22 protein-coding genes and 1 tRNA gene are annotated in these 25,725 nt (G+C 39.7%); 21 read left to right on the top strand and 2 right to left on the bottom strand.

What is annotated here, in order from left to right; all coding sequences use genetic code 11:
- Nucleotides 1-2: 2 nt before the first annotated feature.
- The 19 genes from ACSSU7_RS04190 to epsA all read left to right on the top strand — a co-directional run bounded on the left by ACSSU7_RS04190 (nucleotide 3) and on the right by epsA (nucleotide 20,547).
- The gene (locus tag ACSSU7_RS04190; RefSeq protein WP_492517471.1) at nucleotides 3-758 is read left to right on the top strand and encodes an SDR family NAD(P)-dependent oxidoreductase; all 756 of its coding nucleotides are present in this window, start codon (nucleotides 3-5) and stop codon (nucleotides 756-758) included.
- 11 nt (nucleotides 759-769) lie between these two features.
- On the top strand, nucleotides 770-2,248 hold the full coding sequence (locus ACSSU7_RS04185) for a hypothetical protein (RefSeq protein WP_492517470.1): 1,479 nt from the start codon (nucleotides 770-772) through the stop codon (nucleotides 2,246-2,248).
- Nucleotides 2,249-2,250: 2 nt separating this feature from the next.
- Entirely contained in the window at nucleotides 2,251-3,906 is a 1,656-nt protein-coding gene (locus ACSSU7_RS04180) for a hypothetical protein (RefSeq protein WP_492517469.1), read from the top strand.
- 105 nt (nucleotides 3,907-4,011) lie between these two features.
- On the top strand, nucleotides 4,012-4,950 hold the full coding sequence (locus ACSSU7_RS04175) for an NAD-dependent epimerase/dehydratase family protein (RefSeq protein WP_492517468.1): 939 nt from the start codon (nucleotides 4,012-4,014) through the stop codon (nucleotides 4,948-4,950).
- Nucleotides 4,951-5,051: 101 nt separating this feature from the next.
- Entirely contained in the window at nucleotides 5,052-6,638 is a 1,587-nt protein-coding gene (locus tag ACSSU7_RS04170) for an ArnT family glycosyltransferase (protein ID WP_492517467.1), read from the top strand.
- 29 nt (nucleotides 6,639-6,667) lie between these two features.
- The gene (locus ACSSU7_RS04165) at nucleotides 6,668-7,072 is read left to right on the top strand and encodes a GtrA family protein (RefSeq protein ID WP_492517466.1); all 405 of its coding nucleotides are present in this window, start codon (nucleotides 6,668-6,670) and stop codon (nucleotides 7,070-7,072) included.
- Nucleotides 7,073-7,091: 19 nt separating this feature from the next.
- Nucleotides 7,092-8,384, top strand: a complete 1,293-nt coding sequence (locus ACSSU7_RS04160) for an NAD(P)/FAD-dependent oxidoreductase (RefSeq protein ID WP_492517465.1) — start codon at nucleotides 7,092-7,094, stop codon at nucleotides 8,382-8,384.
- A 45-nt stretch (nucleotides 8,385-8,429) separates the two neighbouring features.
- A complete protein-coding gene (locus ACSSU7_RS04155; RefSeq protein WP_492517464.1) occupies nucleotides 8,430-9,098 on the top strand; it encodes a class I SAM-dependent methyltransferase in 669 nt (222 codons plus the stop codon).
- Nucleotides 9,099-9,178: 80 nt separating this feature from the next.
- Nucleotides 9,179-9,565: a GtrA family protein gene (locus tag ACSSU7_RS04150; RefSeq protein WP_492517463.1), complete on the top strand. Its 387-nt coding sequence runs from the start codon at nucleotides 9,179-9,181 to the stop codon at nucleotides 9,563-9,565.
- 32 nt (nucleotides 9,566-9,597) lie between these two features.
- A complete protein-coding gene (locus tag ACSSU7_RS04145; RefSeq protein ID WP_492517462.1) occupies nucleotides 9,598-11,097 on the top strand; it encodes a flippase in 1,500 nt (499 codons plus the stop codon).
- A gap of 8 nt (nucleotides 11,098-11,105) precedes the next feature.
- A complete protein-coding gene (locus ACSSU7_RS04140; protein WP_492517461.1) occupies nucleotides 11,106-12,122 on the top strand; it encodes a methyltransferase domain-containing protein in 1,017 nt (338 codons plus the stop codon).
- Nucleotides 12,123-12,129: 7 nt separating this feature from the next.
- Nucleotides 12,130-13,068 (top strand): glycosyltransferase family 2 protein, encoded by a 939-nt coding sequence (locus ACSSU7_RS04135; protein ID WP_492517460.1) that lies wholly within the window; start codon nucleotides 12,130-12,132, stop codon nucleotides 13,066-13,068.
- Complete coding sequence (locus tag ACSSU7_RS04130) at nucleotides 13,061-14,281, top strand: hypothetical protein (protein WP_492517459.1); 1,221 nt, start codon at nucleotides 13,061-13,063, stop codon at nucleotides 14,279-14,281. Before ACSSU7_RS04135 ends, ACSSU7_RS04130 begins: the two co-directional genes overlap by 8 nt.
- Nucleotides 14,282-14,336: 55 nt before the next feature.
- The gene (locus ACSSU7_RS04125) at nucleotides 14,337-15,254 is read left to right on the top strand and encodes a glycosyltransferase (protein WP_492517458.1); all 918 of its coding nucleotides are present in this window, start codon (nucleotides 14,337-14,339) and stop codon (nucleotides 15,252-15,254) included.
- Nucleotides 15,255-15,275: 21 nt separating this feature from the next.
- The gene (locus ACSSU7_RS04120) at nucleotides 15,276-16,223 is read left to right on the top strand and encodes a UDP-glucose 4-epimerase family protein (RefSeq protein WP_492517457.1); all 948 of its coding nucleotides are present in this window, start codon (nucleotides 15,276-15,278) and stop codon (nucleotides 16,221-16,223) included.
- Nucleotides 16,224-16,340: 117 nt separating this feature from the next.
- Nucleotides 16,341-16,901 carry a sugar transferase gene (locus ACSSU7_RS04115; RefSeq protein ID WP_492517456.1) on the top strand — a complete coding sequence of 187 codons (561 nt, stop codon included), beginning with the start codon at nucleotides 16,341-16,343 and terminating at the stop codon, nucleotides 16,899-16,901.
- Nucleotides 16,902-16,943: 42 nt separating this feature from the next.
- Nucleotides 16,944-18,827: a polysaccharide biosynthesis protein gene (locus ACSSU7_RS04110; protein ID WP_492517455.1), complete on the top strand. Its 1,884-nt coding sequence runs from the start codon at nucleotides 16,944-16,946 to the stop codon at nucleotides 18,825-18,827.
- 141 nt (nucleotides 18,828-18,968) lie between these two features.
- Nucleotides 18,969-19,511 (top strand): hypoxanthine-guanine phosphoribosyltransferase, encoded by a 543-nt coding sequence (locus ACSSU7_RS04105; RefSeq protein WP_492517810.1) that lies wholly within the window; start codon nucleotides 18,969-18,971, stop codon nucleotides 19,509-19,511.
- A gap of 214 nt (nucleotides 19,512-19,725) precedes the next feature.
- A complete protein-coding gene (gene epsA, locus ACSSU7_RS04100; protein ID WP_492517454.1) occupies nucleotides 19,726-20,547 on the top strand; it encodes an XrtB/PEP-CTERM-associated transcriptional regulator EpsA in 822 nt (273 codons plus the stop codon).
- A 145-nt stretch (nucleotides 20,548-20,692) separates the two neighbouring features.
- On the opposite strand, the gene ACSSU7_RS04095 is transcribed toward epsA, so the two are convergent.
- Nucleotides 20,693-20,777: transfer RNA gene (locus ACSSU7_RS04095), tRNA-Leu, on the bottom strand.
- 65 nt (nucleotides 20,778-20,842) lie between these two features.
- Between ACSSU7_RS04095 and rnr the strand changes: the two genes are divergently transcribed.
- Together rnr and rlmB are read left to right on the top strand one after the other, a co-directional pair.
- Complete coding sequence (gene rnr / locus ACSSU7_RS04090; RefSeq protein ID WP_492517453.1) at nucleotides 20,843-23,350, top strand: ribonuclease R; 2,508 nt, start codon at nucleotides 20,843-20,845, stop codon at nucleotides 23,348-23,350.
- On the top strand, nucleotides 23,347-24,099 hold the full coding sequence (gene rlmB / locus ACSSU7_RS04085; protein WP_492517452.1) for a 23S rRNA (guanosine(2251)-2'-O)-methyltransferase RlmB: 753 nt from the start codon (nucleotides 23,347-23,349) through the stop codon (nucleotides 24,097-24,099). The genes rnr and rlmB overlap by 4 nt, the downstream gene beginning before the upstream one ends.
- A 127-nt stretch (nucleotides 24,100-24,226) precedes the next feature.
- Here the strand turns inward: rlmB and mqo are convergent, their stop codons facing one another.
- Nucleotides 24,227-25,708 (bottom strand): malate dehydrogenase (quinone), encoded by a 1,482-nt coding sequence (mqo, locus tag ACSSU7_RS04080; protein ID WP_492517451.1) that lies wholly within the window; start codon nucleotides 25,706-25,708, stop codon nucleotides 24,227-24,229.
- Nucleotides 25,709-25,725 lie beyond the last annotated feature (17 nt).

Raw genomic sequence — 25,725 nt, 5'->3', positions numbered from 1 at the left:
TAATGGCTAGTAATAGAAAAAGAATCGTTATTATTGGAGCAACATCAGCTATTGCTGAACACTGTGCACGCATATGGGTGAAGGATGACCTAGTGGATTTGACGTTAGTTGGTCGTGATTTAGATAAAACAGAGCGAGTAGCTGCTGATTTAAGAGTTCGTAGTCCAAAATCCGAGATTCGCGCACTGACTACAAACTTTATCGACCCACAAGCCATTCAGCAATTGGTTGACGGTATTGTTATTAATGGAGCATTGGATATAGTCTTGATTGCTCACGGATCATTACCAGATCAAGATGCATGTCAGCAGAATTTAAGCTTATGTAACGATGTGCTGACTGTTAATGCTATTTCTCCTGTGCTGTATGCCGAGGCTTTTGCCGGATATATGCAAAAAACTAATCACGGTACCTTGGCCATAATTGGGTCTGTTGCAGGCGATCGAGGTCGCAAATCTAATTATGTTTATGGAGCAGCTAAAGGGCTACTTACTCGCTACACTCAAGGCCTTCAGCATAGATTGGCACATACCAATGTTAAAGTAACCTTAGTTAAACCTGGACCTACAAATACACCAATGACGGCGCATTTACAACAAAATGAAAGTAAGTTTGCGAATGTTGAGGATGTTGCATCATCAATTGTCAGTGGAGTTGCTAAAGGTGTATCTGTTGTGTATGCACCAGCTAAATGGGCGTTGATTATGATGATAATTAGGCATCTTCCGGAATTTATTTTTAAAAAAATGGATATTTGAATTAAGGAAGTATGATGAAAAGAGTTCTGAGTATATTGCCGGTCAATGTACAGCAAGCTTATGTAATTACATTTTTCTCAATTGTTATTCACTTGATGCTGCTAATACTGCCAGGAGTAAACCTTGAGTTTGCCTTCGCAGGTGCTGTTGACTACTTTAAAACATCAAATTCCGTCTTATTAGAACAGTATTTTTCATATCAAGCCAATACATTAGGTTTGCCATACTTTACATATCTAATCTCAAATATTTTCCCTCAAATAGATGTACTGCTATTGCTGCGTCTGGTTAACTTAGCTGGCGTTCCGTTCCTCATGGTTGGTATATATCGGATATGTAAATATTTAAATATAGCTAATTTCAACGTTATATTCTTATTAATAATACTTAATCCTCTTGTATGGACTTTTTCAGGCAGGGCCACGGCGGATTTTTTACCGGTGGCATTAGGTGTTTTTGCTATTTCACTAGCGTTGGGGAGTAAACAATTTCTCCTAAAATCGCTGTTAGCTGGTGTTTTTTTAGGGGTAGCTGCCATTTTTAAATACCATGCATTGTGTCTGTTGGTATTTTTAGTTGCTTTATTACTGCCAAATGAGGATCGTTGTTTAGCGATAAAGAAAATCATAGTTGTAACATTGATATCTATTATATTAGTTGGATTTTATTTATTTAAAGTCAATTCATTATTTGGATTTTGGCTAACCCCAGATAAGTATCAAACAGTTCATCATCTTAGTGTCTCAAGTATTATGAACAACTTCATTTTATATACAGGATTTTTAGGGTTAATTGTATTACCAACATTTCTATTCTCTGAAACCTTTTGGCAGGCTGTTCTTGTTAAATGGAAGCTAGTGCTTAGTTGTCTTGTTGTGGTTGTTACTTTAAGTTTTTATGTACTTCAAGATGGTGGAGAGTTGAATTTAGGGCCACTAGATACTGTTATCGGTGATAAGCTGAGAACTGTAGTTCTTTCTTTGATATTTGTAGCTACAGCTACATTGATCTTTATTTCAGAAGAAATAGTTTCTAAAACTAGCAAAACTAAACTGACCATTGTATTAGCACTTTTAATAGTATTATTCGTATTCTCAAGTAGTCGCCCAGCTCAAAGGTATTTATTATTTGTCTTGCCCTTTTTTATCATGATTATACCTAACAGTATAGTTATGTCTCGGAAAATTGTTTTTGCTACAGTTGGGCTGTTTCTATTGGTTAACACTTTTATTGAATACAGTAGGTGGGCCACAGGTACAGCTGCAAATTTAATGGTTAAACAGCTAAAAAGCCAACATTTGATACAGCATACTAGTCCTGGTGCAATTGAGCCTCATGTGGGAAATCATTTCTATACATCAAGACAAATGGACAAACTTTACGTAGTAGCAGCTGGGAAAAGCAATGATGCAATAATAACTGTTAACGTAGGGTCTCATTTTCTTGGGAAGTCTTTCTCGTTGGTAAAAATTAACTCAAAGCTTGAATAGTGATGAGAGTAATATCTTTTGTAATGCCAACTCTAGGATGGCAACGACTCAAAACTGTTTTAAATGGTTTTGACAAACTTAATCGAAATCCACAACTTTCAATTATCGTGGTGTTAGGGTTAATTTTTGTTTTCTTAAAACTTAAGGGTTTTAATGTTAATAACACATTGTGGGCTGAAGATGGGAGGGTTTTTATTAATCAGGCCCGTGAATATGGCATATATTCTATATGGGAGCCGTATGCAGGTTATTTTCACGTTTACCCTAGGTTAATTGCATGGATAAGTTGCTTTTTTGATTTAACCTTTACACCTATAGTTTTTTTTATAGGATGGATTTTAGCTTACACTTCACTGATTTACATAGCAGCCAATCGAGCACTAAACCTTGGGCTAAGCGCCACTCATGCTACTTTAGTTTCTATTTTGTTGGTTGCTCAACCGCATTCCGGGGAAGTTTTTTTCAATTTAACTAATGCGCAGTGGTTTACTGGTGCTGCATTAGCAATTTACTTGCTGATACCGGTTAAGGATACCTCATCAATACTTGAGAGGTTGATCGTTTTTATAGCCTCATTGACAGGGCCATTCGCGCTATTATTAACACCAGTTTTATTTGTACAATTAATTGTTTACAAGGATTGGAAGAGTAGAAAATTTATCTATGTGACGGTACTGGTGGCTGCCACAATACAGTTAGTTGCTATATTACTGTCAAGTCGCCTTGGAAAGAATGGTTTTGACACAAATATTACTCATTGGCTAACAGTAACTTACACTTTCTTTACTTTTGGTAAAAAGTCTCTTATACCTCAACTCGCTGCTTTGTTTTTTTGGGTTACTACTATTGGGGCATTTGTTTTAGTTTTACCCACTGAACTCTTGAAGAATGTCCGCCAGCGTTGTGAAGCTATTGAAATTACCTCATTAGTTCTCGTAATGTCAGCTGGGGTGTTCTTTTTAGCTGGGCTCGTTGCCGTTAAAACATCCATTCAAGATATGAGCCCTATTGGGAGCGGAGCAAGATATTTTTTTATTCCATATGTACTTATTTTTCTTGCTGCTGTATTGATTACCTCAAAACGCCCAAAATTATTATCTCGAATTTATGCTTCACTGATAGTTCTTGTAATTTCTACTTTCTCAGTATTTAAGGGTAGTGATTTGCAGTTTAATGCTTTTGTTGAATTCGCAAAGCAGAAAAGTGACGTTTTGATTCCAATTCGCCCAGAACGGCAATGGAATATCTTTTTATATCAAGATCAATCTCAAGAAGCTGGTCATATGCATAAACCCGTGCCGCTCTCAATCAGCTCTGCAGGAATGTATAATATCGTTAATCAATTTAACGATATTAAGCATTTTACAGCGACTAGCTCTACCCCTTACTTCATTTTTGACATTAGAGATAAATGCAGATACTCCAAATATATTGGTGTAGAGTTTAGTATGCCTTTACACGAGGGTGCTGTAGTCGAGGTTTCCCTAGAAAGTAAGAATAACGTTGTAAAGTCGCAGTCCTTACGCCGGTACGCTACCTCTGAAGATACTATTATTCACTTTGCTTTACCCATGCGCGATGCTACTCACTTGCGCTTTTATCCATCAGATAAAGTTAGTGATTTTAGATTAGACTCAGCCAAGTTGTATTGTCTGTAAATAGCGTTTCATCAGTGGTTAATTCAATTTCTCTAAACTTCATCATAATGCAGAATTAAACTTGAATTAAATTTTTAGTATTTAAATAAAATAAGTGCAATTAAAATGACTACAAATAAAATTATTCTCCCCGGTGGTGCTGGTCTTGTAGGTCAAAACCTTGTAGCGCGTCTGAAGGCTAAGGGCTACAGCAATATTGTAGTTCTAGATAAGCATCATGCAAATATCGACATTTTGAAAAATGTTCAGCCAGATATTGCTGTTGAGTTTGCTGACTTGTCCGAACGCGGTGATTGGCAACGTCATTTTGAAGATGCTAATGTAGTCGTGATGTTACAAGCTCAGATTGGAGGTAATGATTATCAAGAGTTTGTACGTAATAACGTTATCTCAACTCAATTAATTCTGGAAACGATCAAACATTACAAGGTGCCACATTTAGTGCATATTAGTTCATCTGTAGTGCAGTCGATCGCTGATGATTTTTATACAAAGACGAAAATTGAGCAGGAGCGCATTGTTTTGGAAAGCGGGGTGTCCTGCCCGGTACTGCGCCCAACCTTAATGTTTGGCTGGTTTGATCGTAAGCATCTAGGCTGGCTATCTCGTTTTATGAAAAAAATGCCAATATTCCCTATCCCTGGAGATGGCCGTTATATGCGCCAACCACTTTATGTAGGTGATTTTTGCAATATCATCATTAGTTGTATCGAAAATGAAGTTACCAATGGCATTTATAATATTTCTGGCCTTGAGAAGGTTGATTATATTGACATTATCCGAGAGATAAAAAAAGCAACTGGGGTGCGTACCGTCATTACTAAAATACCTTACTTTCTATTTTATACCCTACTTTGGATATGGGGAGTTTTTGATAAAAATCCGCCGTTTACTACTCAGCAACTCGCTGCATTGATTGCAAAGGATGAGTTCGAGGTGATTGATTGGCCGGGTATTTTTGGCATAACACCAACCCCTTTTTCAAGCGCAATACACGAAACATTCTGCGATGCTGAATATAGCCAAATTAAATTGGACTTTTAATAGTGCTCAGTAAAGTCAGTGAAATTTCAATTGCAAGCAGTCTCCAGAATGTAACGAAAAACTACATAGCCATTCTGTCAATTACAGCAATATGGCTAATAATGATTGTATTAGTTAATCCGGTTGGCAACTTCCCATTGAATGATGATTGGGCGTATGCAGCGTCTGTAAAAAAACTGTTAGGGGGCGATCTGGTAATACCTGACTGGAGTGCAGCAAATGTTGTTTTCCAGATAGTTTGGGGGGCAGTTTTTGGCAAACTGTTCGGCTTTTCATACATGGTTTTACGTGTATCGACACTAGTTTTAGGACTAATCGGAGTAATTTACTCGTATAGACTGATGAGAGAGCAAGGGCAGATGACCATATCTGTGATAGGAGCATTGACGCTAGCGGTTAATCCTATTTATTTTGCGTTAAGCAATACATTTATGACTGATGTACCTTTCTTTACATTTTCTATACTTGCTTTGTTTTATCTTGTGCGGGCGTTTCATAGTGATGCATGGATTGATATTTGTTTGGGAACTATAGCCGCAGTCATTGCCCTACTCGTAAGGCAGGTTGGGTTTGCTATTCCACTAGCTTTTGCTTTGTCTTACATAATAGGGCGAAGACTCTCCACTGATTATCTTCTAAAGGCATTAACTCCATTAATACTTTGTATTGTTGTACAAATAAGCTTTAAGGCATGGCTTGATTGGACCGGGCAGACTCCAACTATGTATGGTCATCAAATCCAATTGATTATAGATACATTATCCCTGCCAATTACTACCATTCTTGCTGGTTATGGTAAAAATGCTCTTATCATCGTTACCTATCTTGCCGTATTTATATCTCCAATATTGATTTATATGCTAAACCTTGGAGCTACAAAAGTGACTGTTAGACAAAAAGCAATCATTTTTATTTTTGCTGTTTTTGTGTGGTTGGCTTTGTTACGTAACTTCCCTCTAATTGGGAATATTCTTAATCATTATGGCATTGGCCCTACGCTGCAGCACGGCTCAATAGGATACGATCTACCCTCTGCCATTAAATGGGTATGGAGAGTAATTGGTTTTTTCGCAGCGATATCGGGATGCATCTTGCTTTATTTGATTCATCAATCCATCAAGCACATTTGGGTGAATGTTCGCTGCCATAAGCTTATAAATGTCCGCCTTCCTGTTTTCTTTGGTGCTATAACAGTCATTTATTTGTTGCCTATTGTAAGCTCATCAGGATTTTTTGACAGATATTTACTTCTTCCTTTTCTGACAACTATTTTATTTTTAGTATCATGTGGTTACGTCTTACCAATTGGTGACGCCCACTCAAAAAAAGTAAATAAATTAGTGTTTTTATTGATTGGTGCTATTGGAATGCTTTCAATAGCAATGGTGCATGACTATCTGAGTTGGAATAGAGCAAGATGGGAAGCTCTGTCAGATTTGGTTGTTAAACAAGGTATAGCTCCCAACAGGATAGATGGAGGTTTTGAGTTTAATGGGGCTTATTTGTATTCAAAACACAATACAAAACCAGATGCTAAAGGCTGGTGGGTGGTTGATAATGAATATTTGATTGCTAACAACAAAGAGGAGCTTATGGCAACGGAAGGTTATGCTGTTCAGGCTCAGTATCCTACAAGCTCTTGGTTGAGCTTTAGCCCTAACAATATATTTGTGTTGCATAAGCAATAACCAAAAGCTAGCGTTAGGCGTTAATTAAAATGAGATTGGCTAATTACCATCGTTATTTATTGTTTTTGCTTACTGGCCTGAGTTCAGTTCTTGTAAATATGCTTAGTCGTATCGTATTTAATCAATGGTTCGGTTATTCAGTTTCAATTTTTCTCGCTTATACTATTAGTACTATTCTTGCTTATGTTTTAGCTAGATATTATGTGTTTAACCAATCTAACACTACAATTAAGCGGTCTGCATATAAGTTTTTTCTTGTAAACGTGTTTGGAGCGATTCAGGTATGGTTTATTAGCGTAATATTGGCTCTCCATGTGTTACCTTATTATGGCTTCATTTACTATGCACCAGAAGTAGCTCAACTCATGGCTTTATCTTCACTCACGTTAACGAGCTATTACCTACATACGTACTTTTCGTTTAGTCATCAATAATTTTTAAATCTGTTAGCTTATGCATAAAAAAGAATTAATAGCAGTACTTGGTGCAGGCCCAATGGGCTTAGCAGTAGCTTACCAGTTGGCAAAAGATGGGCATCGCCCTGTTGTTTTTGAGGCTGATGATAGAGTCGGTGGAATGACAGCGGCTTTCGATTTCTCTGGATTATCCATAGAACGCTATTATCACTTTCACTGTATATCTGATCATGCCTTTTTAAACGTTTTAGACGAGCTAGGTTTAGCCGATAAAATGCATTGGGTAGAAACTAAGATGGGGTATTGGTATCAGGGGAAGCTTCAGCCTTGGGGGAACCCAATAGCGCTTTTAAAATTTAAAGGGCTAAGCTTTTTTGCTAAATTTAGATATGGCCTACATGCTTTTTTATGCACAAAGCGTAATGATTGGAAGCCTCTAGATCATGTTGAGGCAATCAGTTGGATTAAACGCTGGGTAGGTAAAGAGGCCTATGAGGTCTTGTGGCGTAGATTGTTTGACTATAAGTTCTATGATTACACTAGCAACCTGTCTGCAGCATGGATTTGGAGCCGGATTCGTCGCATAGGCCGCTCTCGCTACAGTTTATTCCGTGAAAAATTAGGATATTTAGAAGGTGGTTCTGAAACGTTACTCCGTGCCATGCGGCTAGCCATTGAGGCAAATGGGGGGGAAGTTCGGTTAAGCGCTCCCGTGAGCAGAGTTGTTATCGGTGACGCTAAAGTGCAAGGTGTCGAAGTTTCTGGTCATTTTGAGCCTTTCACTAAAGTTATTAGCACCATCCCTTTACCTTTTGTGTCTCGTGTAATGCCAGACTTGCCGAGTAGTGTCTTAGATAAGTTTAAGGCAATCAAAAATATTGCTGTAGTGTGTGTAATTGTAAAGTTAAAGAAAGCATTAACCGAGAATTTTTGGTTAAATACAAATGACCCTGAAATGGATATTCCGGGCTTGGTTGAGTACACTAACTTAAGACCACTCAATCAACATATAGTTTATGTACCATTTTATATGCCAGGAGAGCATCCAAAGTTCTCTGAACCCGATCAAGCTTTTACTGATAAAGTTAGGCGTTACTTGAGAAAGATTAACCCAGAGTTAAATGACGATGATTTTATTGACATACGTGCAAGCCGATACCGCTATGCGCAGCCTATTTGCAATCCCGGTTACCTCGATAATCTGCCATCAGTAAGTTTGCCTGTTGAGGGGTTATGGGTTGCTGATACTTCTTATTATTATCCTGAAGATAGGGGTATATCTGAAAGTATTCATTTTGGCAGGCAAATGGCTAAAGACGCAGTTAAATAGTTTTTTTGAATATATTTTTATTTTTTTTAATATTTGAGCATTATTATGCAAAAAGATTATCTCTCGCTGTTATACAAAATCAGGTTTCCTGAGAGTCAACTTCCAAAAAAAGATTTAATTTGGCAAGTGATTTGTACTGAATATCTGCAAAAATTCTTTAAAGAGTCAGATACTGTAGTTGATGTGGCTTGCGGGTATGGGGAGTTTATCAATAACATCAATGCTGGGCGGAAAATTGCCATCGATTTGAATCCTGACGCTCAAAAATTTCTTAGTAAGGAAGTTGAATTTCATCAAAGTGTCGCAACTGAAATCAGCAAAATTATAAATGAGGAAGCAGATACCATTTTTACATCAAATTTTCTTGAGCACTTGCCTGATAAAGGTGCTCTTGAGAAGTTTCTTGATGAGGTGATGGCATCTCTTAAGCCCGGAGGCCGCTATGTCATACTGGGACCTAATCTTCGCTATCTGAGTGGAGAATACTGGGACTTTTATGATCACCATTTGGGTTTGACGCATTTGTCGTTATGTGAGGTGTTAAGGATTAAAGGGTTTAATATCAAAGTTTGTGTGGATAAGTTTTTACCATATACAACGCAGGGGGCACTTCCCAGTCATCCATTCTTAGTTAGCTTATACCTGAAACTGCCAATAGTATGGAGGCTGTTAGGAAAGCAGTTTTTGATTGTGGCAGAAAAGCCGTTTTCATAAAAAACTGAGATTTACTTATAAACTCCCAATTAAAATTTTGATGAATTTAATAATTCCGGCTCTAAATGATTAAAAAGTTTATGTCCAAACAATTCCTGTTGTTTTTACTGACAGGTGGAATTGCGATGATTTGTAATTTTGCTTCCAGAGTGATCTATAGCCGTTGGCTGGATTATTCCAACGCGATTTTTTTTGCATATCTCACAGGGATGCTGATAGCATTTTTGCTGTTTAAATTACTGGTATTTAATGAAAGTAATCAGTCTGCACATAGCTCAGTGGTATTCTTTGTGCTGGTGAACATGATCGGCCTAGCACAGACGTGGTGTATTAGTATGGGGTTGGCACATTATTTGTTGCCAGCGTTTGAAATGAAGCTATATGTTAAGGAAATGGCGCATGCAGTTGGATTAATTGTTCCGGTATTTACAAGTTATCTTGGTCATAAATATTGGTCGTTTCGTTGATGCTTTAATACATATTGTATAGTCACTCTTGAGTGAGTTGGCTGCTTAACCTACTTTTTAAAGATTATTATTTGGTGATTAAAAAAAATATAGCTTGGAATTTTTTTGGTGGGGTGCTTCCTCTCTTAGTTGGTGTTGTCGTTTTTCCTTTGATTATTAGCGCTTACGGTGCAGAACGATTTGGATTGCTTGCTATTGCTTGGTCTTTAGTTGGGTATTTTAGTTTGTTTGATATGGGGCTATCTCGTGCACTTACTCAGACTGTGTCAGAAAAGTTATCAATAAACGCTGATGAGATAGAAACTGTTGCTTTAATTTACACAGCGTTCCGTATTATGTTGCTGCTTGGCGTGTTGGGTGGCGTTTTTTTATGGCTAATATCACCATGGCTAGTTAACCATGTGCTTACAGTCACTGCTGAAATTCAGCAGGAGGCTATTAGAGCATTTGCTGTGCTAGCAATATCAATTCCCTTTGTCGTTCACACAGCTGCGTTAAGAGGTGTAATGGATGCATTGCATCTATTTAAGCAAGCCAATTTGATAAGAATGGTTCTTGGCGTAGGTACATTCTTAGGCCCTTATCTATCTTCATTCTATGGGGTATCTTTAGAATATGCTGCTTACTCTCTAATTCTAGTAAGGCTTTTGGGATGGGTAATGCACTGGTTTGTTGTCAATAATACACCATTGCTAAAAAATAAAACTAGTACCTTTCAGTCACGTTTGCTACAACCATTATTTGTATTTGGTGGGTGGATGACTGTAAGTAATATTGTTGGTCCATTAATGGTTTACTTAGATAGATTTGTAATTGCGGGTATGCTTGGCGCAGCTTCAGTAGCATATTATGTTGCGCCATATGAGGTTATTACTAAATTGTGGGTCATACCAGCGGCAATATCAGGTGTACTGTTTCCGTTGTTTGCTAAAGATTGGCAAATAAACCCCAATGCCACAGCAAGTATCCTCAATAAGGGTATGGCCTATGTGTTGATGATTCTTTATCCAGCTATATTGATAGCAGCTGTTTTTGCTAATGAGTGGTTAACCTTTTGGCTGAGCAAGGAGTTTGCAATTAAGGGTGCTAGATTGGTTCCATGGTTGGCAGCAGGGGTTCTGATTAATAGTGTGGCACAGGTGTTGTATGCAAAAGTTCAGGGTGTGGGTAGAGCAGATTGGACTGCAAAACTGCACCTCGCAGAGTCTGTTCCTTATTGGATTTTTTTATGGATGGCACTTAAGGGCTTTGGTTTGGAAGGTGCTGCAATGGCTTGGTTTTTTAGAGTTAGTGTTGACTTTTTTGGGTTGGCTTATGCCGCAAATAAAATAAATCAAGCAAATAAAAATGCAATGAAAGCCCCCGTTTTATTAACTAGTTTAGCTGTTCTTCCCGTAATCACTTCAATTCTTATTGATAACTTTGCAATAAGAGTAATTTTAGTGGTAGTAATTGCACTGATATATTGCAAAATATCAGTAGCTAAACTGAGGTATGATGGCGCCTTTTCTTATATTAGAAAATATTATTAAAGTTACATATGGAAAATATGATGCGTACAGAAGCTAAGTTGCTTTGTAAGTGCTGCGGTTCAGATGGCACATACCTATATAAATCAATTAAAGATAGGCTTTTTGGTGTAAGTGGTGATTGGAATTTGAAGCAATGCAACAATGCTTTATGCGGTCTAATTTGGCTTGATCCTGCCCCATTAGAACAGGATATCTACAAAGCTTACCAAAATTATTATACGCATGTAGACCATGGCACAAAGAAAGTATCATTATTTAGTAAGTTGGTATCAGGTTATCGTGCTTATCAATATGGTTTTCTTGTTAATAAAACAACATATTTAACCCGATTTATAGGGCGCTTATTAGGATACTCTGGTTTTATTAAAGAGCATATGGACTATCCATTTGTATATTTTAAAGACCAACCCAAGGGTAAGCTTCTCGAGTTAGGAAGTGGTAGTGGGGCGACTCTGAAGCTGTTTAACGATTGGGGATGGCAAGCTGAGGGGTTGGATTTTGATGAGCAGGCTGTTAAAAACGGTTTAAGTAAAGGTTTGAATGTTCATCATGGTGATGTGTTCTCACAAAACTTTGACAGCAATACTTTTGATGCTATTTTTTCCAGTCATGTAATTGAACATGTGCCAGACCCACAATTATTGCTGCAAGAAAGTTTTCGTATTCTAAAACCCGGTGGCATCTTTGTAGCAGTCATGCCTAATTCATCTTCAAAATTACACCAGGCATTCCAGTCTGATTGGAGGGAGTTGGATCCGCCAAGACATTTACATATTTTCAACCCGCAGTCCTTAGATTTACTTACAAAAAAAATTAATTTTGAATCGGTAAAAATTAAAACTGGGAATTACAGTGCAGTTGGTGTTTGGTGGATGAGTTATAAAATCAGGAAGTATGGAACAGCAAATATGTTTGACGGCTCACTTATTAGATCCCTTGGTCATTTAGTTAGATTTTATCTGAATCTAACACATCGTTTTTCGCCATCATCAGGTGAAGAGCTCATATTGATTGCATACAAGTAGAATGGATATGGTTGTTAACTCTCAGCAAATTTCTTCACCAATCGTTGGGGGGGTGATAGTTGCTTATTACCCTGAAGAGGTACAGTTTTTCAAAGTAGTTAAAGCTGCATTGAATGAAGTGGATTTTTTAGTGCTGGTTAATAATAGCGAAACTCCTATCGAGCTTGATAAGCAGCACGTGTTAGCTGGAAAAGATAATAAACATTTAGATATTATTGAGAATGGTGAAAACTTTGGGATTGCCAAGGCGTTAAACATTGGCTTAGAAGACCTTATTAAAAAAGGGTGTACGCATTTTTTAATGCTAGATCAAGACAGCCTTGTCCCTCATACAATGGTCAAGCATTTGCTGGAAACTTTAGACGTTATAAATACAGATAATAACGTCGCAGCTATTGGACCTGCATACTTTAACTCCCGATTAAATAAATATGCACCATTTATCCAGTTTGGAAATTGGACTTTAAAAAAAATTAAAGTTAACAGCCAACCGAAAATTATAGAAGCACATTTTCTAATTAGCTCCGGCACTTTGCTTACATTAGATGCAGTTAATAATGTAGGTTTAATGGAAGAGTCTTTATTTATTGATTACGTAGATACCGAATGGTGCTTTAGGGCTATTGCTAAAGGTTACAAGCTATTTGGCTTTAGCGGTGTTGTCATGGAGCATGCGCTAGGTGATGCTCCATTGGTGTTGTTTGGTAAGCAATTTCCCATGCATTCCCCTTTAAGACACTATTATCTGGTTAGAAATGCACTGAGCTTACTTAAAAAAAGCTATATCCCAATTAATTGGAAGTTTATAGTTTTTTGGCGCATGTTTAGATCTTTCGTCTTTTATTCATTATTACCAAGTAATCGATTTGAACATTTGAGTAAAATGTTTGAAGGGGTGATTGATGGCATTCATGGCAAGCTAGGTAAGTACAAGTCGAATGCTTAGTAATTGTCCGCAAGCACATCGTATTAACTACGATGTGCTTGGTAAATTTATTTTACTGCTGATTGTTGTTGAGGCATGCCTTGGCGGCGGTGGTCGACTATTTGATTTTGGTACATTAAGTATCCGAATGTATCTTTTTGCTTTAGGCCTTTGCTATGTTGCATATGGGGTGATTCAATATAAAAAATCAATAAATTCAGTATTTTTAAAGGTTACTCTTACATTTTTTGTTTTGATTTCTTTATCTGCGATGATTTCGCTAGGGAACCGGCTGCCCTTATATTCAATATTCAATGAATTAAAGCCTACGATTTATTTTTTTAGCTTACTTTTCTTTTCTATAGTAATTCGCGATGTCGAGCATATTAAGCTTATCAGCTCAATATTTAAAATGTCGGCATTGATAATATCGGCCTTGTTTATTGCAACATTTTTAGGGTGGAAATTAGGCTTTGTAAATTACAATGAGCTGCATGCTGTGCTAAATCCGTATGATGACCCACGCAAGGAGTTTATCTTTAGAAATGATATTACGTTTTACTTTAAATCTTTGATTTATGTAGCGATAGCTACTTTTTTCTATATGGGCGAGAATTGCAAAACAAAAAAATATATTTGTATTGCAATTTTACTTTTAACAATTGCGTTAACAATGACTCGCGGAGTATGGCTTGCGGTTTTTTTGACTCTAGCTCTACATGCATTTACAACAACTAACAATAAGTTAAAAAACTTACTTTATTCGCTTTTGTTGAGTTTTGTAGGGTTTGTTTTTGTATTTGTAGTTTCTACTATTTTGCCTGCTGCACATATTTCTGATAGCGATAAAATGGCTGATCTTCAGCTGTTCGCCAGTTTAGTCATAAATCATTTTTCTTATTTTAATATTTTATTTGGTGTAGGTTCTGGCTATCCCACTCCGAACCCGATAGAGATCACTTACCTTGATATCTTTTTAAAATTTGGTATTTTTGGAGTTTTGTTCTGGCTGTTCCCAATAATATTTATTATGAGTAATGCTGCGAGGTTAAGCAATTCGTACAGACCTGTTGCAATGCCTTTCATACTTTCAAGTGTATTTATTTATATTGTCAGTTTTACTAATGCTTTTTTAACAAATCCCATTGGAATGGCTATTGTATTAATTTCTATGGTGGCGCTGCATAGACTGGCTGATTTAAGTTTAGAGAATCATGAACCTGTTACTATTTAAAATTGATAAATAGTGACAGGTTAAATATAAAAACTTTCAAGAAATTGCTCGTTAAATGAAATCATATCCAAAAATAGCTATTCTTATGGCAACTTATAATGGTCAAGAATGGCTTGCTACTCAGCTGAAAAGTATTTTTAATCAGAGTGATGTTGAGATTACTTTATTTGTGTCTGATGATTTGTCAAAGGATAACACTTTAAATGATATAAATGAGTTGGCAAAAAGTAATCGTTGTATAAAGGTATTGCCTAGTAATCAACGATTAGGAAGTGCAGGTAAAAATTTTTATAAACTGATTTTAAGTGCAGATTTAGCTGGTTATGACTACGTGGCTTTTGCTGATCAAGACGACATTTGGGAGCAAGATAAGCTGATTAGGCATGTGAAATTAATGCAACAATATGGTGTCGATGGAGTTTCATCTAATGTACTAGCTTTTTGGCCTGATGGTAAAACCAAGCTAATTCATAAAGCACAACATCAACGAAGCTTGGATTATTTATTTGAATCGGCTGGCCCTGGATGTACTTTTTTAATGTCAACATGGCTTGTGGGGGAAGTGAAGAGATTATTAAACGACCCTAAAAATATAGCTAGCGAAGTAGCTTTGCACGATTGGTTAGTATATGCAGTTTGCCGAGCATCTGGTAAAAAGTGGTTGATTGATTCAAAGTCATCTCTACAGTACCGCCAGCATGGTAAGAATGTGGTTGGCGCTAATAGTGGTTTGAGAGCAAAGCTGACTCGATTGCAAAAAGTATTTAATGGTTGGTATAAGGGAGAGGTGTTAAAGGTTTTAACGGTATCTTACCTGTTATCTAATGACCCTAAGCTGCTAACTATTTCAAAATTACTGGAAAAGTCAGATTTGTTGTCGCGTTTTAAGGTGTTGCGATTTATTCCACAGGCACGTCGGAAATTATCTGACCGTATTTCTCTCGCATTAATGATTGTTTTTGGTTTATTCTAGAGTGCTAAATTGAGAGCTAGTATGAATAACGTCATGGTAACTGGTGCCAATGGTTTTGTTGGTAAGTTGCTTATTCGTGATTTGCTAAAAAGCCAATATGAAGTAGTCGTGGCCTTGCGTAGTCAGGCTCATAACGATACAGATGTTAAGATGTTTGCAATTGGCGATATAGGCGCTGTTACTGACTGGTCGGCTGCGCTTGATGCTATTGATGTTGTTGTCCATTTAGCAGCCCGTGTACATGTAATGAATGAAGCAGCATCAGATCCATTAGCTGAGTTTCGTAGAGTAAATGTGGATGGTACGCTTAACTTGGCGCGCCAAGCAGTGAATGCAGGCGTCAGGCGCTTTATTTTTGTGAGTTCAATCAAGGTTAATGGAGAGCTTACGCAAGCAGATAAGCCTTTTACAGCCTCAGATATCCCTTGTCCGCAGGATGCTTACGGTATTTCAAAATATGAGGCAGAGCAGGGTTTACTAAAGCTTGCTAGTGAGACAGGACTAGAAGTAGTAATTATCCGGCCACCATTGATTTATGGTGGTGGGGTGAAAGCAAATTTTGCCAGTATGATGAAGGCTGTAAAAAGCGGTTTCCCACTACCTTTGGGTGCAGTTAATAACAAGCGCAGCTTTGTATATGTTGGGAACTTGATTAGTTTGATTTTGAAGTGTATTGACCACCCTGCGGCAGCTAATCAAGTGTTTCTGGTTTCTGATGGACATGATCTGTCTACTACTGAGCTTTTAAAAGCATGTGCAAAATCCTTAGGTGTAAAGCCTAAACTGTTGCCAGTACCGCAAGATTTTCTGGAGGTTGCTGCAAAAATATTAGGTAAAGAAAACTTGGCGCAACGATTGTGCGGTAATTTACAAGTGGATATTACTAAAACCCGTCAATTGCTTGGCTGGGAGCCGAAGTTCACAGTTGAGGATGGCCTTAAAGATGTAGCTGTTGCTTTGCAGAGCTAACTGGTTTTTAATTAAACTACTCTGCAGAAATTCAAGGCATGGGTCTGTGAGGTGTTTATGGTGCATGTGATCTAAACTCTTTAATTTATAGTGTTGTAACGATTTGACTGATGAATAATGAAACGTTTATTTGATTTATGTTTAGCGTTAGTCGCAGCATTAATTCTGGCTTTACCATTTGTGATTGCTTGGCTAATGGTACGTGTTACCTCAAAAGGCCCTGCGTTGTATTGGTCTGATCGGGTAGGGCGTCACAATATTATTTTTAAGATGCCTAAATTCCGCTCTATGCGGGTTGATACGCCAGCGGTTGCAACACATTTACTTGATAATCCCCAGCAATTTTTGACGCCAATTGGCTCTTTTTTAAGAAAATCTAGTTTGGATGAGTTGCCACAGTTATTGAGTATTATTAAAGGGGATATGAGCTTTGTGGGGCCACGTCCTGCATTGTTTAATCAGGATGATTTAATTGCTTTACGTACTCAGTATGGGGTGGATTCACTTGTGCCAGGCTTAACAGGCTGGGCCCAAATCAACGGACGGGATGAGTTGCCAATTCCTGATAAAGTGAATTTAGATGTAGCTTATATGCAGCGTCAATCTTTATGGTTTGATGTGCAAATTATTGTTTTAACTTTTATAAAAGTTTTAAGAAGAGATGGCATTCAGCATTAGAATGGCAGAGCGTATTAAAATGTGCGATACATTAATTACTAAATGAAAAAAACAATGACAAATCCGCGTACTATTTTAGCGATATTTCACGATATTGTTGCAGCCGCATTCGCGTGGGTTGTTGCTTATTTGTTGCGTTTTAATTTTTCAATTCCTCTTGATTTTGCATCAGAAATGTTGGCCACGGTAGGGTGGGTGGTGATGTTGCAAGTTAGCGTGTTTGTTGGCTTTGGCTTGTATCGTGGTGTTTGGCGCTTTGCTAGCGTTTCTGACTTAAAGCGTATTTTCTTAGCAGTAAGTTCTGCGGCTGTGCTGTTGGCTGCATTCTTTTTTATGTTCAAGACCAATGTTGTGATTCCCCGTTCTGTGTTGGTGCTAGATCCTCTATTATTAATATTGTTCATGGGCGGAAGCCGCTTTGCTTACCGTGCTTGGAAAGAGCATTTGCTCTATGGTATGACCCTAAAGCAGGGGGAGCCGGTGATTGTGTTAGGGGCAGGTGAGGCAGCCATTGCATTGGTAAAGGATTTAGCACGCAGCACGCAATGGAGAGTAGTAGCGTTGTTAGATGATGATTTGACCATGCAAGGCCGTGAAATATATGGTGTAAAAGTTAAAGGAACGATAGAGCAGTTAGCATCGGTAAGTAGGTATTTAAGCGTTAAGTATGTCATTGTTGCCATGCCTTCAGTGCATCACCAAAAGCGTAGGGAGGCAATTGAGTCGGCAAATGCACTCGGGTTAGAGGTAATGACCGTACCAGCGATTGATGATTTGATGAGCGGTAAGGTCAGTGTTTCGCAAATCCGTAAGGTGGACGTGGAGGATTTGTTAGGGCGTGATTCAGTAAAACTTGATAGTTCAGGTTTGCAGATGCTGATTGATCAAAAGGTTGTCATGGTGAGCGGTGCCGGTGGTTCTATTGGCTCCGAATTATGCCGTCAGATTGTAAAGTATCAACCTAATATTTTGGTTTGTTTGGATATTTCTGAGTTCTCGCTCTATCAGCTGGAGCAGGAGTTTAGTACATTAAATTTACCCACCAGATTGATTTACTTGACTACTGATGTAAAAAATAGCGCTCAAATGAACCATATATTAGCGCAGTATAAGCCATCGGTTGTGTTCCATGCAGCGGCTTATAAGCATGTGCCGATGATGGAAAATGGTAATGTTTGGGAGGCACTGTCTAACAATGTAATCGGTACGCATACTATTGCCAAAGCTTGTAAAGACAATGGTGTTAGTAAGTTTGTTTTAATTTCTACAGATAAAGCGGTGAATCCAACCAACGTGATGGGCGCAAGTAAGCGTTTAGCTGAAATGGTGTGTCAGGGCTTGCAGGGTGAGACTGGCACGCGTTTTGTGATTGTGCGTTTTGGTAATGTATTAGGCAGCAGCGGTAGTGTGATTCCCAAGTTCCGCGAGCAGATTGCTAAAGGCGGCCCCATCACGATTACGCATCCGGAAATTACACGTTATTTTATGTCGATACCAGAAGCAGCGCAGTTGGTGATGCAGGCTGGGTTAATGGGTAAAGGTGGCGAGATTTTTGTGCTGGATATGGGTGAGCCAGTTAAAATTGCCGATTTAGCCTTGGATATGATTAGGCTATCTGGGTTTAGCGCAGATGAGATTAAAATTGAGTACGTTGGGTTGCGGCCAGGCGAAAAGCTTTATGAAGAGTTGCTGGCTGATGATGAGCATACAATGCCAACACCCCATGAAAAATTGAGAATCGCACAAGCCAGAACTACCAATGTGAGTTGGGTAAATAGTTTGCTGGTGTGGATTGAAGGGTTGCATGGAACGCATGAGGCTAACATGAAGCTAGAGCTATCCAGTTGGGTGGAAGAGTACAGCCCCCAAATGGTAAGTAACGATGCGCATATGCCGATATCTTCAGAGCATGTCACTGTGCATTAACTTGTTAATCACTACTGCGTTTAAGGGACTTAATCTCTAGCCTACTATGCTGAGGAGCCTTTACGTGAACTGTGTGAAGCAGACTTGCTGTGTTAAGCGTTTTTTTCCTTTTTTATGATTTTTTAATAAGTGAATAGACAATTGGAAACATTGCCCCCACAAAAGCTTTTAGCGCAATCAAATATTATTCACTCAAAAGAAATTGTGGAAGCTGCGATTACCACGATGGCGCATGACATTACTAACACATTGGCAGCTACAAGCCCTGTAGTGATTTGTGTCATGGGTGGCGGTGTTGTGTTTTCCGGGCAGTTACTTACCCAACTGAGCTTTCCGTTAGAGCTTGATTATGTGCATGCCAGCAGATATCAAAATAAAACAGTAGGAAAGATGCTGGAGTGGAAAGCGCTGCCTAAGCTGGATTTGTCTGGCCGTACCGTACTATTGTTAGACGATATTCTCGACGAGGGCATCACCCTAAAGGCAATTCAAGATAAATGCATGATGCTGGGAGCCGCCCGCGTGCTTACCGCTGTGCTGATTGAGAAAAAACTTGATCATGAAAAACCAATCAAGGCAGATTTTGTAGGTCTTGAGGTACCAAACGAATATGTTTTTGGCTATGGCATGGATGTTTATGGCTGGTGGCGTAATTTACCAGCAATTTATGCTTTGCAAACCTAGTGTCATATTTTAGACGTAACTATTATTCACCCGCATTCACCCTTTTTGCATTAAATGTGTTGTGATTTTGACACTAGAGTTGGCATCATAACAACACTTATGACTTTTAAAGATGTTTTCTTTGTAACTCATTGATTTTTAATGACTTGATTCTTGGCATCTAATTTGCAATCTTATTAATATGAGCAAAATGCTCATGAATAGGTGCCAAATCATGAAAAAAGAATCTATCAATCAATATGTAAACGTAGCGACGGCTGTTATTCAGCGTTCGCATCAGATTAAAACGCACTTAGATTATTTTGTATGGTTACAAAATAGTGTTGCTGAACTAATTCCACATGACATGCTACTCACTGCTTGGGGTGATCTCAGGCAGCAGCAAGATGGCCAGTTACATTATGATGCGGCCTCAAACCTAAAAGACCTCAGAACATCGGGCATTATTGATGCATCAGATCGCGTAAGTGATTTTTTAAGTGATTTATATGAACACTGGATTAAATGCGGCAGTGATTGTTTTGTTATCAGTACGGTAGATCAAGATGCAATATTTAAGAAGATTAAGACAATTTTCCCTGATCAATTGGGTGAGATAAACTCTCTACTTGTTTATGCCGTTAAAGATCAACGAAGTGGTGAAGAGTGTCTATACGTATTCTTTAGTAAAGAGTATAAGTTGGAAGCTAATTTGCAAATGATGGATTTCATCATGCCGCATATTGATTATGTTTTACGTAAAATTAAACCGCTTGAGCAGTTAGATGTGCTGGCAACGGCTGATGGCGTAAGCTTATCAAGCTTGAGTGAGCGCGAGATTGAGGTGATTACCTGGATTAAAGCGGGTAAAACTAACCAAGAAATTGGCATGATATTGAGCATTAGCCAAAATACAGTGAAAAGCCACCTGAAAAGAATTTTCCAGAAGTTAAATATTGGGCGCAGGGCGCAGGCTGTGGCTTTGTTGGCAAATGTGCCTTCAACTAAACTCAAACAACTGCAGGTACAGCAGGGCGCGCATTCGGCTTACAACTAAAAGCCTACAATACCGGCGTGATTGTTGAATATTTTGATTCTTTGTTGATATCACGCCCCAATCATCGTTGTTAGCGTTACAATGTGGCATGATTGTAATGATTAAATTACAAGCTCAACAGCAGCTTGTAGTCGGATAAATACGATGGTGCCCAGAAGAGAACTCGAATCTCCACATCTTTCGATACTAGTACCTGAAACTAGCGCGTCTACCAATTCCGCCATCTGGGCATTTGCTACTATAAATGCTTAGCAAATCAAGGCGTTGAATTTTATATTAAAGGTAAGCTTTGTCAATGACAAACCATAAAAATACTCACAAAAGTAAAAGAAGTAATGACCCTCATGCAGCGCGTGAGGCCAGCCGCTATGAAACTCCACTCCCTAGCCGTGAACTGATTCTTAGCACCATGAGCGATCAAGGTGTGCCATTGAGCGTGGAGCAATTGTACTTGCTACTGGACATCAGTGATGCTGAGCGCGAAGTTTTTAATAGGCGACTAAATGCGATGGAGCGTGAAGGTCAGATTATTAAAAATAGAAAAGGTGCGCTTTGTATTGCAGATAAATTGGATTTAATTGCAGGTGTAATTCAAGGCCATCCTGATGGTTTCGGTTTTTTGATTCCAGATGATAAAACCAAGAGTGAGGATTTGTTTTTAAGCCCGAAAGAGATGTCGCAAGTGATGCACGGTGACCGTGCAATGGTGCGCATGAGCGGTTTAGATAGAAGAGGCCGCCCTGAAGGCAAAATTGTTGAAGTGCTGGAGCGTAGAACGCAGCGTTTGGTCGGACGGGTGATTCGTACGTCTGGCGTGACGATTGTGGCTGCAGAAGATAAGCGCATTAACTTGGATATTTTGATCCCGTATCATTTAGATATGCAGGCTAAACCTGGCCAGGTAGTGATGGTGGAGCTCACCGAGCAGCCATCATCGCATGCGCAGCCTATGGGTAAAGTGGTTGAGATTTTAGGGAATTATGCCGATAGCGGCATGGAGATTGAAATTGCTTTACGCAAACACAATCTACCGCATCAGTTTACCGCTGAGGCCGTAAGTTTAGCTGAGTCTTATCCTAAGCTAGTTCAGCCTGAAGATTACAAAGGCCGTATTGATTGCCGTGAAATGCCATTAATTACGATTGATGGCGAAACAGCGCGTGACTTTGATGATGCCGTTTATGCCGAGCCGCAAGGTAAGGGCTGGCGTTTAGTGGTGGCGATTGCGGACGTTAGCTTCTATGTGAAGCCACATGACGCATTAGATAAAGGTGCGTTAGAGCGCGGTAACTCGGTTTACTTCCCTCGCCGTGTGATTCCTATGTTGCCTGAAGCCTTGTCTAATGGCTTGTGCTCACTTAATCCGGATGTAGAACGACTATGTATGATCTGCGATATGCAGTTGGATGGCGCAGGTATTGTAAAACAGTATAAATTTTACCCATCTGTCATGCGTTCAAAAGCACGTATGACTTATAACCAAGTATTTGACATACTGCAAAATCCAGAAGGGGAGCTAGCGCAAGAATATGCTTGGTTAGTACCGCATTTACAACATTTATACAGTGTGTATCAGTTATCACAAGCGCAGCGTGAAAAGCGCGGGGCGATTGAGTTTGAGTCTTCTGAGACCATTATGATCTTTAATGATCAAGGCAAGATTGAGCGCATTGAGCCTAGTACGCGTAATGAAGCGCATAAACTGATTGAAGAGTGCATGCTTGCGGCAAACGTGTGTGCGGCCGAGTTTCTTAAAAAGCATGAACATCCTGCGTTATACCGTATTCACGAAGGACCTACACCTGAGAAACTAGAGCTTTTACGCACATTTATGGGTGAATTTGGTTTTGGTGTGGGTGGCGGTGACTCACCGCATGCTAAAGACTATGGCAAGCTGCTAGCGCGCATTAAAGACCGTCCTGATGCTCAGTTATTGCAAACAGTGTTATTACGCTCAATGCAGCAGGCTGTCTATAGCCCAGATAACGTTGGCCACTTTGGTCTGGCTTATGAGGCATATGCGCACTTCACTTCACCGATTCGTCGTTACCCGGATTTATTAATTCATCGTGCGATTAAAGCCGTGCTGAATGGTGAGCGCTACAAAGCAGGTGATTGGAATAGTTTAGGCGAGCAATGCTCGATGACAGAGCGCCGTGCTGATGACGCGACACGTGATGTAACCAATTGGCTGAAATGCTTTTACATGCAGGATAAGATTGGTGAGGTGTTTGAAGGCACAGTAGCCGGCGTGACTAGCTTTGGATTATTCGTGGCATTAGATGGCGTGTATGTTGAAGGTTTACTGCATGTGACTGAGCTAGGTAATGATTACTTTATCTATGACAAAGCACGCCATGAAATGGCTGGTGAGCGCACTGGCGTGCGTTACCGCTTAGGTGATCGCTTAACAATTAAAGTTGTGCGCGTGGATTTGGAGACTACGAAGATAGACTTTGCTTTAGTAAATAAAAACAATGAAGTAGATGATGAATCTAATGTGATTTCAAAAGTTAAAGGTAGCGCGAATAAATCAAGTGCTCGTACGCAATCTGCTGTAAAATCCACCCCTAAATTTGAAGGGGCAGATGCGCAAAGCCCAAAAGCAGACAATGTGAAATTTGGCGATCCGTTTGGTAAAAAGCCAAAACGAGGGCCTCATGCTAGCTTTGGTGATAAACCAGCCGGTACATCTAAAGCTGCACCTAAACCAAAAAATAAAACTAAAACCAGTAAACCAAAAAAAGTGGCAAGTAAAGCAACCACAAGTAAAGCAACCACAAAACGTAAGGTAAAAAAATGAGTGACGCCCGTATTTTATTTGGCTTTCATGCAGTATTAAGCCGATTACGCCAGCATAGTGCTAGCGTGCAAGAGATTTTGATTGACCGAGACCGCGTTGACGCACGGATGAAAGATTTGCTGAATATGGCAGAAGCGTCTGGTGTGCGTACCATGCAAGTTGAGCGTAGCCGCCTAGATGGCATGGCAGGGATGAATGGTCGCCACCAAGGTGTGATTGCACGCGTTGTGGATACGCCAATTCCATACAAAGATATCCATGATATTTTAGAGTCAGATTTATCTGAACCGGCGTTCTTTTTGATACTGGATGGCGTAGAAGATCCGCATAACTTGGGTGCTTGTTTACGTGTGGCTGATGCGATGGGCGTGCATGCAGTGATTGCACCTAAAGATAGAGCTGCAGGCCTCAATGCTACTGTGCGTAAAGTAGCCTGTGGTGCAGCTGAAACCGTGCCTTTTATTGCGGTAACCAATCTAGCCAGAACGATTCGCGAGTTAAAAGAAGCTGGTGTTTTTGTAGTGGGCACCACGATGGATTCGCCAAGCACTTTATTAAATACTAAGTTGAATGGCCCAATTGCTGTTGTGTTAGGTGCAGAGGGTGACGGTATGCGTCGATTGACTGCAGAAACGTGTGATGCGCTGATGACGATTCCAATGTTTGGCTCTGTACAGAGCTTGAACGTAAGCGTGGCAAGTGGTATTTGCCTGTATGAAGTAAGGCGCCAACGTAGCTTAGCTGTTTAGTACGGTAAGCTATACCGCGCATAGCGGTAGCTTGCGCAATAACTCAATAGGGCAGTGATTATCCAATCATTGCCCTATTTGCATTTTGTCACGGTCTTTTTGACAGAGCCTTAAGGTGGCGCTTAAATTAGCGTAAATTCAGCACTTGTAAGGTACGGTTACGCACTTGCGCTAGCAACTGACTATCATCGATTAATGATTCACCATAGCTGGGAATCAATGCTTTAATTCTGCTGTGCCATTGCTCAGTTTTGATTTTTTCTGAAAAACAGCGTTCGATTACATTAATCATGGCCTGTACTGAGACTGATGCACCTGGTGAAGCGCCCAATAGGCCGGCAATGCTGCCATCTTTTGCGGCAACGATTTCTGTACCGAACTCTAGTTTCCCGCCTTTTTCATCACATTGCTTAATAATTTGCACACGCTTGCCCGCGCTTTCTAAGTGCCAATCTGCATCAGCGGCCAGCGGGTAAAACTCGCGCAGGGTAGTGACGCGTGCTGAATGCTTTTGTAGCGCTTCGCCGATTAAATAACGCGTCAAATCCATATTGTGACGGCCTGCGCCCAATAATGATTTTAAATTGTTAGGCTTAACAGACTTGAATAAGTCCAGATATGAGCCTTTTTTCAAAAACTTGGTGGTAAATCCTGCATATGGCCCAAATAGTAACGCTGGTTTGCCGTTGATAATGCGCGTGTCTAAATGTGGAACCGACATCGGTGGCGCGCCAATCGCGGCCTTACCGTACACCTTGCTGTTATGTCGCTGAATGATTTCAGGGTTGTTGCATACCAGCCATTGACCGCTGACAGGAAAGCCACCATAGCCTTGGCTTTCAGGAATGCCTGACTTTTGCAGTAGCTTTAACGCGCCACCGCCAGCCCCTAAAAACACAAAGCCTGCTTCAATCTTTCGGTGCTTTTTGGTGGTGAGGTCTTTGATGTTGACTAGCCAGCGGCCGTTATCTAGCTGTTTAAGCCCCGTTACTTCAGTGCTGATATTTAATTGGAAGCTGGGTGTTTGCTGTAAGTGTTTAACCAGCTCACGTGTAAGTGAGCCAAAATCAACGTCAGAGCCATAGCTGACGCGCGTTGCCGCGACTTTTTCATTGCCATTGCGCTGTTGCATCATCAGTGGCATCCACTCTGTTAGCTGTGCAATGTCATCACTGAACTCCATATCTTTAAATAATGGATGTTCTTGTAGCAGGCGGTGGCGTTTACGTAAAAACTTCACATTCTCTTCACCCCAAACAAAGCTGAGGTGGGGTGTTTTATTAATAAATTTAGCTGGCGCAGGCAGTGCGTGCTTTTCTACTAAGTTTGCCCATAACTGTAAAGAGACTTCAAAAGAAGCATTGATGGCCAGCGCGCGGTTGATGCTGATGTTGCCCGTGTCATCCATGGGGGTGTAGTTTAGCTCGCAATAGCCGGCATGGCCTGTGCCGGCATTGTTCCAGGCATCGGTACTTTCAGTCGCAATTGATGGTAAGCGCTCTACCATCACCATGCGCATTGATGGGTCTAACTCATTGAGTAATGTGGCTAATGTGGCGCTCATCACGCCGCCGCCTACTAGGAGGACATCTACTTTTTCTACAGTCATAGTTATTTAAGAGTAAT

The sequence above is a fragment of the Methylotenera sp. E1MeOHC1 genome (assembly GCF_058745595.1).
The sequence above is the reverse complement of the archived record's forward strand: the minus strand, read 5'-3'. Positions and strand labels throughout refer to the sequence as shown.